Origin of the sequence: Albidovulum sediminis (genome assembly GCF_025380365.1) — a bacterium.
In the GTDB taxonomy this organism is placed as follows: domain Bacteria; phylum Pseudomonadota; class Alphaproteobacteria; order Rhodobacterales; family Rhodobacteraceae; genus Albidovulum; species Albidovulum sediminis.
In genome coordinates this window covers 64,139-80,074 of record NZ_JAOCQF010000001.1, presented here as the reverse complement: position 1 = coordinate 80,074, position 15,936 = coordinate 64,139, and the positions used below count along the sequence as shown (strand labels likewise).

The following is a 15,936-nucleotide window of genomic DNA, read 5'->3' as shown; positions in this document are numbered from 1 at the left end:
CTTGCGGCCGCACGTTCAGGCTTGCCGGCGCGACCGGCCTTGGGGGAGATCAACATGGCAGATATCGTCGTTCTCGGCGCCGGACTCGGCGGCACCATCATGGCCTATGAACTGGCCGACAAGCTGGGCAAGGCGCACCGGATCAGCGTCGTCAACAAGGGGTCGACCTATCAGTTCGTACCCTCGAACCCCTGGGTCGCGGTCGGCTGGCGCACCGAGGAGGCGACCAGCGTCGACCTCGCGCCGGTCCTTGCCAAGCGCAACATCACCCTTCACGCGCAGGGCGCGAAGCGCGTGCATCCTCAGGAAAAGCGCATCGAGCTGAATGACGGGGCGCAGGTCAGCTACGACTACCTCGTGATCGCGACCGGCCCCGACCTTGCCTTCGACGAGATCGAGGGCTTCGGCCCGGCCGGCCATACCCAGTCGGTCTGCCACATCAGCCACGCGCTTCAGGCGAAGGAGGCGTTCGACCGGCTGGTGGCCAACCCCGGCCCGGTGGTGATCGGCGCGGTTCAGGGCGCCTCCTGCTTCGGCCCGGCCTACGAGTTCACCTTCATCCTCGACAAGGCGCTGCGCGATGCCAAGGTGCGCGACCGGGTGCCGATGACCTTTGTCACCTCCGAACCCTATATCGGCCACCTCGGCCTTGACGGGGTGGGCGACACCAAGGGGTTGCTGGAAAGCGAACTGCGGCAGCATCACATCAAGTGGATCTGCAACGCCAAGCTCGACAGGGTAGAGGCCGACAAGCTCCACGTCTCGGAGATCGCCGAGGACGGGACCGTCGCGAAGACCCACGAGATCCCGCAGACCTTCACCATGATGCTGCCCGCCTTCCGCGGTGTCGAGGCGGTCCGGGGGATCGAGGGGCTGACCAACCCGCGCGGCTTCATCCTTGTCGACAAGCACCAGCGCAACCCCGCCTTCCCCGAGATTTTCTCGGTCGGCGTCTGCGTGGCGATCCCGCCGATGGGCAAGACGCCGGTGCCGGTGGGTGTGCCGAAAACCGGCTTCATGATCGAAAGCATGGTCACGGCGACAACCCACAACATCGCCCGCCTGATCGAGGGCAAGGAGCCCAATGCCGAGGGCACCTGGAACGCCGTCTGCCTGGCCGATTTCGGCGATGGTGGCGTGGCCTTTGTTGCCCAGCCGCAGATCCCGCCGCGCAACGTCAACTGGTCGTCGTCCGGCAAGTGGGTCCATGCCGCAAAGATCGGGTTCGAGAAATACTTTCTCCACAAGGTCCGCACCGGCAAGGCCGAAGGCTTCTACGAACGGCTGGCGCTGCATGTCCTTGGCATCCAGAAGCTGAAGGAAATCAGCGTGGAGACCGAATAGGCCCCGAATGGCCCTGGGCACCCCCTGCCCCGCCGGATCTTGGCAAGGATCGGGCGGGGTCGTGACGAAAGGGCTTGCAATTCCCACAATACATTCACATTTACGAATGTATTAACTCATCCCATCGGAGCTTCCCATGACCATCGACCGCGTGATGTTCGCCTTTGCCGGCGGCATGATCCTTCTCTCACTCGCCCTGACCCTGTGGGTGTCGCCCTATTTCATGTGGCTGACCGCCTTCGTCGGCGCCAACATGCTGCAATCGGCGTTCACCGGCTTCTGTCCAGCCGCGGGAATTCTGCGTAAACTCGGCGTCAAGCGCGGCTGCGCCTTCTGACCCCGGAAAGGACCGAACCTTGCGCGCGTTCCTCTTTGCTCAGGCCCTGTCAGCCTCCACCCTTCTCGCCGTTCCCGCCTTGGCCGAGACGATCACCATCGAGCCAAGCCCGGTGACGGAGTGGAAACCCGTCTACGGCCGCGTCGAGGCGAAGGAGACCGTGCCCGCCCGCGCCCGCATTGGCGGGACGGTGACGGAGCTTTCCGTGTCGGAGGGCGATGCAGTCGAGGCCGGGCAGGAGATTGCGCGCGTGCATGACGACAAGATCGCCTTCCAGATCGCAGCACTCGATGCGCAGATCGCGGCGCTCCAGGCGCAACTGGCGACCGCGGAAACCGAACTGAAGCGCGGCGAGGAACTGGTGGAGCGTGGCGTGGCCACGGTGCAGCGGCTTGACCAGTTGCGCACCGCCGTCGATGTCGCGCGTGGCCAGATCGCCGCCACCCGCGCCCAGCGCGCGGTCGTGGAACAGCAGGCCGCCGAGGGCCAGGTGCTCGCGCCTGCCGCCGGCCGGGTGCTCACCGTGCCGGTGACGCGGGGCGCGGTGATCCTGCCGGGCGAACCCGTCGCAACCATCGGCGGCGGCGGCTTCTTCCTCCGCCTCGCCATCCCCGAACGCCATGCGGGCACGCTGGAGGAGGGCGCGGAACTTGGCATCGCCACCGACGCGGGCGAGGCGCGGGGCCGCATCGCGAAACTCTATCCCCAGATCGAGAACGGCCGCGTCATCGCCGATGTCGATGTCGAGGGGCTGGCCACCGCCTATGTGGGGCTGCGCCTGCTGGTCACGCTGCCGGTGGGCAGCCGGACCGCGCTTCTGGTGCCGGAAGGCGCCGTGGCAACGCGGGGCGGCATCGACTTCGTGACGCTGGAGGACGGCCGCGAACGCGCCGTGGTTCTGGGCGAGGCGGTGTCGCTTGACGGCGCCGAGATGATCGAGGTGCTGACGGGACTCGTGCCCGGCGACAGGGTGGTGGCGCCGTGAGCCCCGAGCCCCAGAAACCGGGCCCCCTGAAACCCGGCCTTGCCGGGGCGCTGACGCGTGCCTTCATCACCTCGCCGCTGACGCCCCTGTTCCTTGTCGCCGCCTTCGTCTTCGGCCTTGTCGCGCTCGTCTCCCTCCCGCGGGAGGAGGAGCCGCAGATCTCGGTCCCGATGGTGGACATCCACCTGCGCGCGGACGGCCTGCGCGCCGAGGACGCGGTGAAGTTGATCACCGAACCCCTTGAAACCATTGTCAAAGGGATCAACGGGGTCGAACATGTCTATTCCCAGACCCGCGACGACCAGGTGATGGTGACGGCGCGGTTCCTGGTCGGCACCTCCTCCGACGCGGCGATCCTGCGCGTGCATGAAAAGCTGCGCGCCAACATGGACCGCATCCCGGTCGGCATCCCCGAACCCCTGATCGTCGGGCGCGGCATCGACGACGTGGCGATCCTGTCGCTGACGCTGACGCCGAAGCCCGAGGCGGCGAGGCGGATGACCGCGAACGACCTGACCCGGATCGCGCGCGAACTCAGGACCGAGATCGCCAAGATCGAAGACGTGGGCCTGACCTACATCGTCGGCGAGACGAGCGAGCGGCTGCGCATCGCCCCCGACCCGGAGAAACTGGCGCTTTACGGCATGACGCTGCAACAGCTGGCCGGCAAGGTGCAGGGCGCCAACGCGGCCTTTCCCGCCGGGCGGCTGCGCGACGGCGGCGAGCAGATCGAGCTTGCCGTGGGCGAGACGCTGCGCTCGCCCGAGGAGATCGGCAACCTTCTCCTGACCACGCGCGACGGCCGCCCGGTCTATGTCCGCGACGTGGCCGAGGTGAGCTTCGTCTCCGGCGCCGAGGAACACATCGTCGCCTCCGTCACCCGCGAGGGCGAGGCCACGCTGCGCGTCCCGGCCGTCACCCTGGCCATCGCCAAGCGCGCGGGCGCCAACGCCGTGGTGGTGGCCGAGGAGATCCTGCACCGGACCCAGGCGCTCGAAGGCCGGCTCATCCCCGACGATGTCGCGATCGAGATCACCCGCGACTACGGCGAAAGCGCCAACGAGAAGGCCAACGAACTGCTCTACCACCTCGGCCTTGCCACCATCTCGATCATCGCGCTGGTCTGGGCAACGATCGGCCGGAAAGAGGCGTTCGTGGTCGCCATCGTCATTCCGGTGACGATCCTTCTCACGCTCTTCGCTTCGTGGATCATGGGCTACACGCTGAACCGGGTGTCGCTGTTCGCGCTGATCTTCTCCATCGGCATCCTTGTCGACGACGCAATCGTGGTGATCGAGAACATCGCCCGGCACTGGGCCATGGCCGACGGGCGGTCGCGGCGGCAGGCCGCCATCGACGCGGTGGCCGAGGTCGGAAACCCCACCATCGTTGCCACGCTGACGGTAGTCGCGGCCCTTCTGCCCATGCTTTTCGTCTCCGGCCTGATGGGGCCGTACATGAGCCCCATTCCCGCCAACGCCTCGGCCGCGATGATCTTTTCCTTCTTCGTCGCAGTCATGGTCACGCCCTGGCTGATGCTGAAGGTCGCGGGGCGCGCCGACATGTCGGCCCATGGCCACGGCGACGCGCACGGCCATCCGGGTGGCGCGCTCGGGCGCGGCTACGGGGCGGTCGCGCGGCCGATCCTCGCCTCCAAGGCGCGCAGCTGGGGCTTCCTCGGGCTGGTGCTGGTCCTGACGCTCGGCTCGCTCACGCTCTTCTACACCAAGCATGTGACGGTGAAGCTCCTGCCCTTCGACAACAAGTCGGAACTGTCGGTGACGATCGACCTGCCCGAAGGCACCTCGGTCGAGGAGACGGACCGCGTCGCGCAGGACGCCGCCGCCGTGGCGCTGAGCCTGCCCGAGGTGATCTCGGCCCAGACCCATGCCGGAACCGCCGCGCCCTTCAACTTCAACGGCCTCGTCCGCCACACCTACCTGCGCGCCATGCCGGAAATGGGCGAGGTCGCCGTCAACCTTTCGCCCAAGGGCGAGCGGGAGCGGACCAGCCACGACATCGCGCTGGAACTGCGGGCGAAACTCGCCGACCTGAAGCTGCCGGTGGGCGCGAGCCTGAAGGTGGTGGAGCCGCCGCCCGGCCCGCCGGTCCTGGCCACGCTGCTGGCTGAAATCTACGGACCCGACCCAGAGACGCGCCGCGCGGTGGCCGAAAGGGTGGAGGCGGCGTTCCGCTCGGTCCCCTTCGTCGTCGATGTGGACAATTCCTTCGGCGATCCGGCGCGGCGCCTGCGGCTGACCGTCTCCACCGACGCGGCGGAGTTCTTCCAGGTGCAGGAGTCCGACGTGCTCGACACGCTCGCCATGCTGAACGGCGGGCGGACGGTCGGCTATTCACACCGGGGCGAGGGCCGCCAACCCATCCCCATCGTGATGGAGCGCGCCAAGGGCGACCGGGTGCTGGACGAACGCTTCCTGACCACGCCGATCCCGGCCAACGTCCTGCCAGGCGCACGCGGGGTGGTCGAACTGGGCGACGTGGTGACCAAGTCCGAGGAACGCGCCTCGTTCCCGATCTTCCGCCACAACGGCAGGCCCGCCGAGATGGTGACCGCCGAACTGGCCGGCGAATTCGAGGCGCCGCTTTACGGCATGCTCGCCGTTTCCGACGCGCTCGAGGCGCAGGACTGGACGGGCCTCACGAAGCCGGAGATCGCGCTGCATGGCCAGCCCGAGGACGACAGCGCCCCGGTCCTTCTGTGGGACGGTGAGTGGGAGGTGACCTGGGTCACCTTCCGCGACATGGGCGCGGCCTTCGGCGTGGCGCTCCTGGGCATCTACATCCTTGTCGTGGCGCAGTTCGGCTCGTTCAAGGTGCCGCTGGTGATCCTGACGCCGGTGCCCCTGACCTTCATCGGCATCCTGCTGGGCCACTGGGCCTTCGGCGCACCCTTCTCGGCCACCTCGATGATCGGCTTCATCGCGCTGGCGGGCATCATCGTGCGCAACTCGATCCTGCTTGTCGATTTCATCCGCCATGCGCGCACGCCAGACCGGCCGCTGACCGAGGTGCTGATCGAGGCGGGCGCCATCCGCTTCAAGCCGATCCTCCTGACCGCGCTGGCGGCCATGATCGGGGCGGCGGTGATCCTGACCGACCCGATCTTCCAGGGGCTGGCGATCTCGCTTCTGTTCGGGCTTGCGTCCTCGACCGCGCTGACGGTTCTGGTCATCCCCGCGCTCTACCGGGTGCTGCGGACCTGACTTCGGCTTGCGGTGCGGCGCGCGGGCCTCGCCAGCCCCGCCGCTGCCCGGTGTGGGCGCGGGTGATCTCCTTCCGTTACGTCAAGCCGTTTGATCGACAGATCGAGGACCTGTATGGTGCGCACCGTCCAGTTCCGAGGCCAGTAATGCCCCGCGCCATCCATCCGGCATCACCCATCGGCGAGGTCGCCCGGCAGCGTGACGCCCGGCCGGATTACGGGCCACGCAATCCGCTGACCGCCGAACTGGCTGCTTTCATGCAAAGCGGCATCAGCATCATCCTTGCCAGCGTCGATGACGACGGAAGCCCCCTTCCCGGCAAGGCCCAGGGATGCAGGGTCGACCCCTCGGGCATGGTGCGGGTCACGATCATCGCGCAATCCTATGCCCGCCTGCTGGGCGCATTGTCCCGGGGGCACCCGGTTGCCTTGACCTTCAGCCGCCCGGAGGACCATCGCTCGATCCAGCTCAAGTCGGCTTCGGCAAGGATTGTCGAGCCCGAGCCCGCGGACCGCGACGCCGCACTGGTTCAGGGGGCTGGCCTCAGCGATCAACTCGTGCTTGTCGGCTATGACCGCGCCTTCTCCGACGCCTATGTGTCCTGCGAGCACGGTGATCTGGCGGTGATCGCGTTCGTGCCCGAGCACGCCTTCGTCCAGACGCCCGGGCCGGGCGCCGGAACCACGTTGACGCCGACATGACCCAGCGTGAGACGGTATCGATCGGCGGGATTCGACGGTCGCTTGAAGGTATCCTGCCGGCCACCCTCGCGACTTGCGATGTGGCGGGCACGCCGAACGTCTCGCTGATATCGCAAGTCCACCATGTCGATGACCTGCATGTGGCCCTGTCCTACCAGTTCTTCAACAAGACCCGGCGGAACATGCTGGAGACGCGCCGCGCGACGGTCGAGGTGATCGACCCGATCACGAACGCGCAGCACCGGCTTTCGCTGGAGTTTCTCGAAACCCGAAGCTCCGGGGCGATCTTCGAGTCCATGCGCGCGAAACTGGCCGGCATTGCGTCCCACAGCGGCATGGAGGGTGTCTTCCGGCTGCTTGGCGCCGACATTTTCCGCGTGCGCGCGATCGAACATGTCCCCAGCGTCACCCTGGCGGAGCCGTCGCGGCCGCGCGACCTGCTCGGCGCCGTGCGCAAGACCTGCGCGCGGCTGAAGGGATGCGGCGATCTGAACGAACTGCTCGATGCCACCCTGGATTGCCTCGTCGAGCAGTTCGCGATCGGGCATTGCATGATCCTGATGCTCGATCCGGAGGCCGACCGTTTCTACACCCTGGCGTCGCGCGGCTATCCCTGTTCCGGCACCGGATCGGAGATCATGATCGGCGAGGGCATCATCGGCGTCGCCGCGCGCGAGCGGACACCGATCCGCATCAATCACTTGACCGCCGACTATCGCTACGGCGCCGCCATCCGCGAAGCGGTCATCCGGACCGGGATCGAATGGCAGGCCGCGACCGAGATTCCGTTTCCGGGCCTAGACGCCCCTTCGAGCCAGGTCGCCCTCCCGATCCTCGCGGGCGCGAACGTCTTCGGTGTGCTCTTCGTCGAAAGCGATGTCGCGATGCGCTACTGGCACGACGATGAGGACGCATTGGCGGTGATCGCCGACGTCCTCGGCACCTGCATCCAGTCCGTCTCCCAGGAAGGGCCGGAGACGGAAGCCCTTGAAGAACCGCCGCCCGCCCCTGCCCCGGCGCAGCCCCTCGCGGTTCGGCACTTCGGGCGCGACGACAGCATCTTTCTCGGCCACGATTACCTGATCAAGGGCGTCGCGGGCGCCATCCTGTGGCGCCTGCTGCGCGAACACGTCGCAACCGGGCGCACCGTCTTCAACACGCGCGAACTGCGTCTGGACCCGTCCCTGCGCCTGCCGCAGCACGCCGAGAACCTCGACGCCCGGCTTGTGCTGCTGCGCAAGCGGCTTGAGGAACGCGATGCTCCGATCCGGCTGGAGAAGTGCGGACGCGGGCAGTTGCGGCTCTGCATCGCCGGGTCGATCACCCTCGAATGCGCCGGCGACGGCGCGCTGTCGGCCGATTTAGCATAAACTTAGCATCCTTTGCAGAAACACTTAGCAGGCGCCCCGGTCGGCGCCCGGCTAGGTTCTCCTCATACGAAACGCCCGCCGCCCGCGCCGTCCGGGATCGACCCGCCTTCGCGCGGGGATCCGACGACTGCGGCCGGGCCCTGTCAGGAGACACGCCATGAATATCGAGAAACTGAAGGCCGCCGTCAAAGGCGCCGTCATCCCCGTCTTCGATCCGTCCTTCAAGGCTTCGACCGAAGCCCTGCTCTGGAACGGCCGCAAGCAGTCCGCCCAACCGCAACTGATCGTCAAGGCGTCCTGCATCCCGGATGTCATCGCCACCGTCCGCTTCGCCGCCGAAGCGGGCCTGCGCGTGTCGCCCCGGGGCGGCGGCCACAACTTTTCCGGCATCGCCCAGCAGGACGGGATCGTTCTGGACCTCGGCGCGTTGAACCGGATCTGGATCGACCGCTCGGCGCGGATCGCCGAGGTCGGGCCGGCCGCGACCAACGCCGATCTGGCCAGCGCGCTCGAGGCGCAGGGCCTTGCGTTCCCCGTCGGCCACTGCGCCAGCGTGCCGATGAGCGGCTATCTGCTTGGCGGGGGCTTCGGCTGGAACTCCGGCAGCTGGGGCTATGGGTTTTCCAACGTGGAAAGCATCGACGTGGTGCTTGCCGACGGGGTCCTGCGTCGCGTCAGCGAAACGGAGCACGCCGAAATCTTCTGGGCGGCACGCGGCGCGGGGCCGGAATTCTTCGGCGTCGTCGTCGGTTACCGGCTTCGGCTCAAGCCGCTGCCGCGGGCCATCACGACCGTCGTGCGGGTCTACCCGCTGACCGCGGTGAAAGGTGTCGTGGCCTGGATGAAGGCGGCCATGGATGTGGTGCCGAACTTCGTCGAGTTCACCGCCGCCATGCAGAGCGCGCCGGGTTCCGACGGCAGCGCCAAGGTGCTTCTGGCCATCGCGACCGTCTTTGCCGACGACCCCGCCGAAGCCAGCGCCATCCATGGCCGGATCGCCGCGCTTGCCCCGGAAGGCGCGTTCGACGTGCAGCCGGAAATGCCCACCCCGATCGGCGTTCTTTACGAGATCATCGGACAGTTCTTCCCCGTCGGGCATCGCTACGCGGTGGACTCCGCCTGGTCCGCGGACGGGGCCGAGGACTATGTCGCGGGTCTTGCAGAGGGCATCGCGGCAGCACCTTCGGCGCAAAGCTTCGCGCTTGCCACCGTGCTGTCGCCCAGCCGCCCGACCCCGCCCGACGCGGCCTTCTCGATGTTCGGCCCGGTCTGGGGCTGTGTCTACACGATCTGGGAAAAGCCGGAGGACGACGCCGAAAACCTCGCCTGGCTACGGCGGACGACCGACGGCGTGGCATCCAGCGTGCTGGGCCACTATGTCGGCGAGGCGGATCTTGAGCGGCCCGAGCGGCGCAACGCCTGCCACGCCCCTGCGGCGCTGGAGAAACTGCGCGCGATGCAGAAGCGTTACGACCCGCAGGGCATCTTCCTGCGCGCGGTGCCCGCGGCCACCCCGGCCAAGGGGGCGCAGGCGGCCTGACCGGCCGCGAACACCGGAAAGGCGATCACGGCCGGGGCCGTGGTCGCCACTCCGCCGGCTCCGCGCATTAAGCCTCAGCGTTCGATGCCCAGCCGCTCGATCATCCGGTCCCGCTCCAGCAGGGCCTTGCGCGTCTGGTCCGGCCTCGCGCCGGCGCAGGCGTTGATGAGGCACTCGGCCGCCACCGTGAAGGCGCCGATGCTGTTCGAGATGAAGCTCGACTCATGCCCGACAAGGATCGCGGCGCGCGACGTGTCGACCAGGGGCGAACTGGCCCGGTCGGTCAGGGCGACGGAGGCGAGCCCGATTTCGCGCGCGGCCCGGGCAACCTCGACCACCTGGGCCGAATAGGGCGCGCAGCTGGCCACGATCAGCACATCCCCCTTGCCGAGCATCGCCAGACCTTCGGCGATCCCGAGGTTGTTGGCGTCGAGAAGGGCGACATCGGACCGGATCATCCGGAGCCCGTAAACAAGGAACGCGGCGACCGCGTGGAACTGGCGGATGCCGTAGACGGCGACCCGGGGCGCCGACATGATCAGGTCGACGGCGGCCTCGAAGGCGTCGGTGTCGAACCGCTCGACGAAGCGGTCGATGTTGGCCTGGTTCTCCCGGCAAAGCTGGGCGGCGCGCGAGCGTGCGCCGGGGCCTTCGGCCAGCGCGGCGCGGGCCTGGCGGGAATAGAACTCCCCCGGTGGCGCCATGGAGGCGGTCAGAAGCACCTGCTGGAACGCCGGGAACCCCGAATAGCCAAGGCTGTGGGCAAGCCGCGTCAGGGTCGACGGGTTGACGCCCAGAACCTCGGCCAGCGAGGTGATCGACAGTAGGGCCGGATTGCCGGTCAGGTCGAGGATCCGTCCCAGAGCCTCGCGCGCCTTCGTCCCCAGGCTGATCGCCGCCTCGCCCCGCGCGATGGCGACCATCAGCGCACGCAGCGCGTCCAGTGTTTCAGGCGGTTGTGCCTGCGTAGGCGGCGGGGCCGGATGCCTGGTCATGAACGCTCCATTCGATCCCGTCCTGTGTGACACGGAACAGCGCCGTGGCAAGCGTGTTTTCTTCGTCGGGGTCGTCGGCCGCGTCGCGCCGGATCGGCAGGCCGGGGCCGACGGTGTCGCGCAGGATGGCCAGCGGATCGTCGAGGCCCGCGCCAAGCAGCGCCTCGCCGCGCGCCTGGCGATCGCGCGAGGATGCGGTGACGATCTGCTCCGCACGGCCGCCGGCGAGATGGAGCGCGTGGTTGGCATGAACCGACGGCGCGTCGATGTCGGTCACGGAGAGCTCTCCGCGCCCGAACTCCACCGAGACGATGCGACGGTCGGTCACATGCGACAGCGCGAAGTGAAAGCCGCCCGCGTTCGATTGCGCCCTGAGCACCGCAAGGGCTGCGTCGATGTCGGGCGCGGCCAGGACCGCGCGGCCAAGCACCATGCGGGGGATATCGGCGCGGACCCCCACCAGTCGGATGTTGTTGACGGTCTGGACCAGACCGGCCCGCGTCCAGGCGAAGGTGTGTCCGGGGATCGAGCCCGGGTAGCAGAAGGCGCGGAACGCCGGCGCGTGCTCTGGCGTCACCTCGGCGATGAATGAGGCGCCGCGGAAGAAGGGCAGCCCGTCCTCGTTGTGGGCCAGAACCGGCATCGGACCAGGCAGCATCACCGTGGTGCAGCCGTCGGGCACCGAGGCCAGAAGATCGCCGCGGCAGTTCCACGCCATCACCTGATCGACGGGCAGGTGCAGGCCCTCGGCCAGGCCCTCGATTTCCGCCCAGATCTCCGGGAAGCACGCCCTGACCGAGGCGGTCAGGATCGCAACCCTTTCGGAATTCGCCGGATCGGTCACCCGGTGCCAGATCGCTGACCGAAGCAGGTGCCGGTGCACGGCCTCGCGCCCCGCCATGCCCAGAGCCCGGCCGATCGACCGGGGATCGCCGCCGGCCGCGATCCAGCCCAGGTCCTTCGCGTTATTCGACATGTTGCAGGAAGTCTCTCAGGCGTTCGCTGGGCGGGTTCTCGATCACTTCGCGCGGATGGCCGTCGACCGAGATCTTGCCATGTTCCATGAAGATCAGCCGCGTGCCCACCTGCTTGGCAAAGGCCATCTCGTGGGTGACGACGACCATCGTCATCCCCTCCTGCGCCAGTTGCCGCATCACCGTCAGCACTTCCTGCTTCAGTTCGGGATCGAGCGCCGAGGTCGGCTCGTCGAAAAGCATGACCTTCGGGCGCACGGCAAGCGCGCGGGCAATCGCCACGCGCTGCTGCTGGCCCCCCGAAAGCTCGGCCGGGTAGTGCCCGGCCTTGTCGCTCAGGCCCACCTTTTCCAGAAGTGCCAGCGCCTGCTCGCGCGCCCCGGCCACGGACGCGCCGCGCACCTTGCGCGGCCCGAAAGCCACGTTCTCCAGCGCCGTCATCTGCGGAAACAGGTTGAACTGCTGGAACACCATCCCGGCCTCCTGCCGGATCAGGCGGAGCTGCTTCTTGCCGGCGCGCACGCTGATCCCGTCCATCACGAGATCGCCGCCGGAGATCTGTTCCAGCCCGTTGATGCAGCGCAGAAGCGTGGACTTGCCCGAACCGGACGGACCGATCAGCACCACGACCTCGCCCACGTCGATGTGGAGATCGACCTCGTCCAGCACCTTCAGGTCGCCGAAATGCTTCGAGGTCTTGCGGAATTCGATGATGCTCACAGGATCCTCATGCGTTTTTCGATCATGCGCAGCGCCACGCTCATGGTGCCGGTCAGGATCAGGTAGATGACGGCGACGGCGGTCCATATCTCGACCGCGCGAAAGTTCGCGGCCATGATCTCCTGCCCGGTCCGGGTGAGTTCCCCGACGCCGATGACGATGAAGAGCGAGGTGTCCTTGAGGCTGACGATGAACTGGTTGCCAAGCGGCGGGATGAGGCGGCGGAAGGCGAGCGGCCCGAGGATGTAGACGAGCACCTTCCACTGCGGCAGGCCCAGCGCCAGCCCCGCCTCGCTGAGGCCGCGAGAGATCGACAGGAACGCGCCCCGCACGATCTCGGCGATATAGGCGCCGGCGTTGACGATGATCGCCAGCACCGCGGCCGACATCGGATCGACCCGCAGCCCGGTCAGCACCGGCATCGCGAAGTAGAGGAACATCACCTGCACGACGATCGGCGTGCCGCGGATCAGTTCGACATAGGTGAAGGCTATGGCGTTCAGGACTCGGCCGCCATAGGCGCGCATGAGCCCGGCCATCGTGCCAAGGATCAGCCCGCCGAAAAGGCCGATCACGGTGATCTGCACGGTGATCTTCGCGCCGCCGATGAGCTGGGGAAGGAAATTCAGGACGACGGACCAGTCGGTCTGCATGGATCGCTCCGATGGCGGAAAGGGGAAGGGCGCGGGCGGGCAGCGCCGCCGCGCCCGATCGTCGGATCAGCTGGCGGGCTTGGTGCCGAACCACTTCTCGTAGATGGCGTCGTAGCGCCCGTCGGCCTTCATGTTGGCCAGCGCCTCATTCACCCGCGAGGTCAGTTCGCTGCCCTTTGGAAAGCCGATGCCGTATTCATGCGCCATCATCTGCGCCCCCACGGCCTTGACCTGGCCATCGCCGGCGGTGGCGATGTAGTAAAGCACGTTCGGCGTGTCATGCATGGCCGCATCGACACCGCCCGCGCGCAGTTCCAGATAGGCGTTGTCGATGTTGGGAAACTTGCGCAGTTCGGTGTCCTTGAAATTCGCCTCGGCATAGTCCGAGGCCGAAGTGCCGGTCTTGACGGCAAGCGACTTGCCCGCAAGATCGCTCCCGCCGGTGATCGTGCTGTCGGCGGGCACCATCAGAAGAAAGCCGCTGTCATAGTAGCCATCCGAAAAGTCGATCACCTCCTGGCGCTCCGGCTTGATGGTGATGCCGGCAAGCGCCACGTCCACCTGCCCCGTCTGCAGCGCCGGAATGATGCCGGCAAAGTCCATCGGGCGCAGTTCGTAGGTGACGCCCAGTTCGGTCGCGATCGCATCCCACATGTCGATGTCGAAACCGACATAGGTGTCGCCTTCCTTGAACTCGAAGGGCACGAAGGCCGTATCGGTGGCAACGATCAGGTCTTCGGCCTGGGCGATTGTGGCGCCGAGAGCAAGGGCCGCGGCCCCCGCCAGTCTGATAAGCGATTTCATGGCGATCTCCTGTGTTGGACGGGTGACCGACGGCAAGCAGCGCCAATCACGCAAAAACATTTGCATGACGTCATTCAAAATGCAAATCTTTTGCTTAACCTTCCTCTGCGGATCAGGAGAACCCATGCCCGACCATGTCTTCGGCCGTTCAACCAGGGGCGCGCTTCCCGTCGCCGTCGCGGGCGACGGCTGCTACCTGATTGACCGGGAAGGAAAACGGTATCTCGACGGATCGGGCGGCGCGGCGGTGTCCTGCCTTGGCCATTCCGACCCGGACGTGCGCGCGGCACTCCACGCGCAGATCGACCGGCTGGCCTTCGCCCACACCGGCTTTTTCACCACCGACGCGGCCGAATCGCTTGCCGACACACTCGTCGCCCATGCGCCGGCGGGGATCGAGCGGGTCTATCTCGTCTCCGGCGGCTCCGAGGCGGTGGAGGCCGCGATCAAGCTCGCGCGGCAGTATTTCCTAGAGATCGGCGAGCCCCGGCGCCACCGGGTCATCGCCCGGCGGCAGAGCTATCACGGCAACACGCTCGGCGCGCTGGCTGCGGGTGGGAACGCCTGGCGCCGCCGTCAGTTCGCGCCGCTCATGGTGGAGACCAGCCACATCGCGCCCTGCTACGAATACCGAGACCGCCTGCCGGAGGAGAGCGCTGAGGCCTATGGCCTGCGCGTCGCCGACGAACTGGAGGCCGAGATCCAGCGGCTCGGGCCCGACACCGTCATGGCCTTCATCGCAGAGCCGGTCGTGGGCGCCACGGCCGGCGCGCTGCCGGCGGTGCCGGGCTATTTCCGGCGCATCCGCGAGATCTGCGACCGGCATGGCGTCCTTCTGATCCTCGACGAGGTGATGTGCGGCATGGGGCGTACCGGCCACCTCTTCGCCTGCGAAGAAGATGGCATCGCCCCCGACATGATCACCATCGCCAAGGGACTTGGCGCGGGTTACCAGCCGATCGGGGCGCTTCTCGCCTCGGGGCGCATCTACGACGCCATCGCGGCGGGTTCCGGCTTCTTCCAGCACGGCCACACCTACATGGGCCACCCGATGGCCGCCGCCGCCGCCAACGCGGTGCTGGGCGCGATCCTCGGCCGCGGGCTGCTGCCGCGCGTCCGCGAACAGGGCGCCAGGCTCCAGTCGGCGCTGGAGGCGGCCCTCAGCCAGCACCCGCATGTGGGCGACATCCGGGGCCGCGGTCTTTTCCGCGGGGTCGAGCTTGTCGCGGACCGCGAAACCAAGGCGCCCTTCGATCCGGCGCTGGGGGTTCACCGCAAGGTCAAGGCGCTGGCCTTCGAGGCGGGGCTGATCTGCTATCCGATGGGCGGCACGATCGACGGCCAGCGGGGCGATCACATCCTGCTCGCCCCGCCGTTCATCATCGAGGACACCCAGATCGACGAGCTGGTGAGCAAGCTTTCCGGCGCGATCCGTCAGGCAGTGGCGGGATGAGACCGCTGCCCGCGCTGATGGTTGCGCCGAACGGGGCGACCAGAACCAGGGCCGACCATCCGGCGCTGCCGGTGACGATCCCCGAAATCGTCGCCTGCGCCGAGGCTTGCGCACGGTCGGGGGCGGACGGCCTCCACGCCCATGTGCGCGACGGCGCGGGGCGGCACGTGCTGGACGCCGGCCTTTACGCCGAGCTTCTGGCCGAACTTGCCGCCCGCGTGCCGCAGATGCAGGTCCAGATCACGACCGAGGCCGCCGGCCGCTACAGCCCGGGCGACCAGCGCGCGCTGGTCGAGACGCTGAAGCCGCCGTCCGTCTCCGTCGCGCTGAGGGAGATCGCGGCCGAGCCCGACATGGCGATCACCCGCCGCTTCTTCGCCTTCTGCGCCGAGGCCGGCATCGCCGTCCAGCACATCCTCTACGACGCCGGCGACGTTGCCCGCCTTGGCGCGCTGCAGGCGGAAGGCATCCTTCCCGCAGGCCGGCTGCAGGTGCTCCACGTGCTCGGCCGCTATGTGACCGGCCAGCGGGCATCGCCTGCCGACCTCGCGGCGCCACTGGCCGCGCAGGCAGGACTGGCGGTCGCCCCCGACTGGGCCGCCTGTGCCTTCGGTCCGGCGGAAAGCGCCTGCCTTCTGGCCGCGCGAAGGGCGGGCGGAAAGGTGCGGATCGGGTTCGAGAACAATCTGTTCCGGGCCGATGGATCAATGGCCGCCGACAACGCCGCCCAGGTTGCCGACTTCCTTAAGCTGCTCAAGGCAAGCCGGGATGCGCAGGCGTTCGACCGGTCGTTCTGACAGGGCGACAGGCGCAGGGCGCCGCGCCGCGGGGAGGGT

At 67.8% G+C, this 15,936-nt stretch carries 14 protein-coding genes; 9 read left to right on the top strand and 5 right to left on the bottom strand.

Annotated features, from left to right (window positions below):
- Nucleotides 1-54 precede the first annotated feature (54 nt).
- The 7 genes from N5I32_RS00355 to N5I32_RS00325 all read left to right on the top strand — a co-directional run bounded on the left by N5I32_RS00355 (nt 55) and on the right by N5I32_RS00325 (nt 9,501).
- Nucleotides 55-1,344, top strand: a complete 1,290-nt coding sequence (locus tag N5I32_RS00355; RefSeq protein ID WP_261493407.1) for an NAD(P)/FAD-dependent oxidoreductase — start codon at nt 55-57, stop codon at nt 1,342-1,344.
- Between the two features lie 136 nt (nt 1,345-1,480).
- Nucleotides 1,481-1,681, top strand: coding sequence for a YgaP family membrane protein (locus N5I32_RS00350; protein WP_261493406.1), 201 nt, complete (start codon nt 1,481-1,483; stop codon nt 1,679-1,681).
- A gap of 19 nt (nt 1,682-1,700) precedes the next feature.
- Nucleotides 1,701-2,666: an efflux RND transporter periplasmic adaptor subunit gene (locus N5I32_RS00345; protein WP_439648166.1), complete on the top strand. Its 966-nt coding sequence runs from the start codon at nt 1,701-1,703 to the stop codon at nt 2,664-2,666.
- Nucleotides 2,663-5,890, top strand: coding sequence for an efflux RND transporter permease subunit (locus N5I32_RS00340; RefSeq protein WP_261493405.1), 3,228 nt, complete (start codon nt 2,663-2,665; stop codon nt 5,888-5,890). The genes N5I32_RS00345 and N5I32_RS00340 overlap by 4 nt, the downstream gene beginning before the upstream one ends.
- Before the next feature lie 146 nt (nt 5,891-6,036).
- Complete coding sequence (locus tag N5I32_RS00335; RefSeq protein ID WP_261493404.1) at nt 6,037-6,591, top strand: hypothetical protein; 555 nt, start codon at nt 6,037-6,039, stop codon at nt 6,589-6,591.
- The gene (locus N5I32_RS00330) at nt 6,588-7,961 is read left to right on the top strand and encodes a GAF domain-containing protein (protein ID WP_261493403.1); all 1,374 of its coding nucleotides are present in this window, start codon (nt 6,588-6,590) and stop codon (nt 7,959-7,961) included. Before N5I32_RS00335 ends, N5I32_RS00330 begins: the two co-directional genes overlap by 4 nt.
- Before the next feature lie 157 nt (nt 7,962-8,118).
- Nucleotides 8,119-9,501 carry an FAD-binding oxidoreductase gene (locus N5I32_RS00325; protein ID WP_261493402.1) on the top strand — a complete coding sequence of 461 codons (1,383 nt, stop codon included), beginning with the start codon at nt 8,119-8,121 and terminating at the stop codon, nt 9,499-9,501.
- A gap of 74 nt (nt 9,502-9,575) precedes the next feature.
- Here N5I32_RS00325 and N5I32_RS00320 read toward each other — a convergent pair whose 3' ends face one another.
- The 5 genes from N5I32_RS00320 to glnH all read right to left on the bottom strand — a co-directional run bounded on the left by N5I32_RS00320 (nt 9,576) and on the right by glnH (nt 13,647).
- On the bottom strand, nt 9,576-10,496 hold the full coding sequence (locus N5I32_RS00320) for a MurR/RpiR family transcriptional regulator (protein ID WP_261493401.1): 921 nt from the start codon (nt 10,494-10,496) through the stop codon (nt 9,576-9,578).
- The gene (locus N5I32_RS00315) at nt 10,450-11,472 is read right to left on the bottom strand and encodes a C45 family autoproteolytic acyltransferase/hydrolase (RefSeq protein ID WP_261493400.1); all 1,023 of its coding nucleotides are present in this window, start codon (nt 11,470-11,472) and stop codon (nt 10,450-10,452) included. Before N5I32_RS00315 ends, N5I32_RS00320 begins: the two co-directional genes overlap by 47 nt.
- Nucleotides 11,462-12,190 (bottom strand): glutamine ABC transporter ATP-binding protein GlnQ, encoded by a 729-nt coding sequence (gene glnQ, locus N5I32_RS00310; RefSeq protein ID WP_369414207.1) that lies wholly within the window; start codon nt 12,188-12,190, stop codon nt 11,462-11,464. The genes N5I32_RS00315 and glnQ overlap by 11 nt, the downstream gene beginning before the upstream one ends.
- Nucleotides 12,187-12,843 (bottom strand): glutamine ABC transporter permease GlnP, encoded by a 657-nt coding sequence (glnP, locus tag N5I32_RS00305; protein ID WP_261493399.1) that lies wholly within the window; start codon nt 12,841-12,843, stop codon nt 12,187-12,189. Before glnP ends, glnQ begins: the two co-directional genes overlap by 4 nt.
- Before the next feature lie 66 nt (nt 12,844-12,909).
- On the bottom strand, nt 12,910-13,647 hold the full coding sequence (gene glnH, locus N5I32_RS00300; RefSeq protein WP_261493398.1) for a glutamine ABC transporter substrate-binding protein GlnH: 738 nt from the start codon (nt 13,645-13,647) through the stop codon (nt 12,910-12,912).
- A 124-nt stretch (nt 13,648-13,771) separates the two neighbouring features.
- Here glnH and N5I32_RS00295 point away from each other — a divergent pair, with 124 nt between their 5' ends.
- Both N5I32_RS00295 and N5I32_RS00290 read left to right on the top strand, forming a co-directional pair.
- On the top strand, nt 13,772-15,100 hold the full coding sequence (locus N5I32_RS00295) for an aspartate aminotransferase family protein (RefSeq protein ID WP_261493397.1): 1,329 nt from the start codon (nt 13,772-13,774) through the stop codon (nt 15,098-15,100).
- The gene (locus N5I32_RS00290; RefSeq protein ID WP_261493396.1) at nt 15,097-15,897 is read left to right on the top strand and encodes a beta-keto acid cleavage family enzyme; all 801 of its coding nucleotides are present in this window, start codon (nt 15,097-15,099) and stop codon (nt 15,895-15,897) included. The genes N5I32_RS00295 and N5I32_RS00290 overlap by 4 nt, the downstream gene beginning before the upstream one ends.
- The last annotated feature ends 39 nt before the right edge of the window (nt 15,898-15,936 follow it).

Excerpts from the sequence above, each read along its gene's own strand:
- N5I32_RS00355 (WP_261493407.1), top strand. The coding sequence starts at position 55 with ATGGCAGATATCGTCGTTCTCGGCGCCGGACTCGGCGGCACCATCATG.
- N5I32_RS00350 (WP_261493406.1), top strand. The coding sequence starts at position 1,481 with ATGACCATCGACCGCGTGATGTTCGCCTTTGCCGGCGGCATGATCCTT.
- N5I32_RS00335 (WP_261493404.1), top strand. The coding sequence starts at position 6,037 with ATGCCCCGCGCCATCCATCCGGCATCACCCATCGGCGAGGTCGCCCGG.
- N5I32_RS00330 (WP_261493403.1), top strand. The coding sequence starts at position 6,588 with ATGACCCAGCGTGAGACGGTATCGATCGGCGGGATTCGACGGTCGCTT.
- N5I32_RS00325 (WP_261493402.1), top strand. The coding sequence starts at position 8,119 with ATGAATATCGAGAAACTGAAGGCCGCCGTCAAAGGCGCCGTCATCCCC.
- N5I32_RS00320 (WP_261493401.1), bottom strand. The coding sequence starts at position 10,496 with ATGACCAGGCATCCGGCCCCGCCGCCTACGCAGGCACAACCGCCTGAA.
- N5I32_RS00315 (WP_261493400.1), bottom strand. The coding sequence starts at position 11,472 with ATGTCGAATAACGCGAAGGACCTGGGCTGGATCGCGGCCGGCGGCGAT.
- glnP (WP_261493399.1), bottom strand. The coding sequence starts at position 12,843 with ATGCAGACCGACTGGTCCGTCGTCCTGAATTTCCTTCCCCAGCTCATC.
- glnH (WP_261493398.1), bottom strand. The coding sequence starts at position 13,647 with ATGAAATCGCTTATCAGACTGGCGGGGGCCGCGGCCCTTGCTCTCGGC.
- N5I32_RS00295 (WP_261493397.1), top strand. The coding sequence starts at position 13,772 with ATGCCCGACCATGTCTTCGGCCGTTCAACCAGGGGCGCGCTTCCCGTC.
- N5I32_RS00290 (WP_261493396.1), top strand. The coding sequence starts at position 15,097 with ATGAGACCGCTGCCCGCGCTGATGGTTGCGCCGAACGGGGCGACCAGA.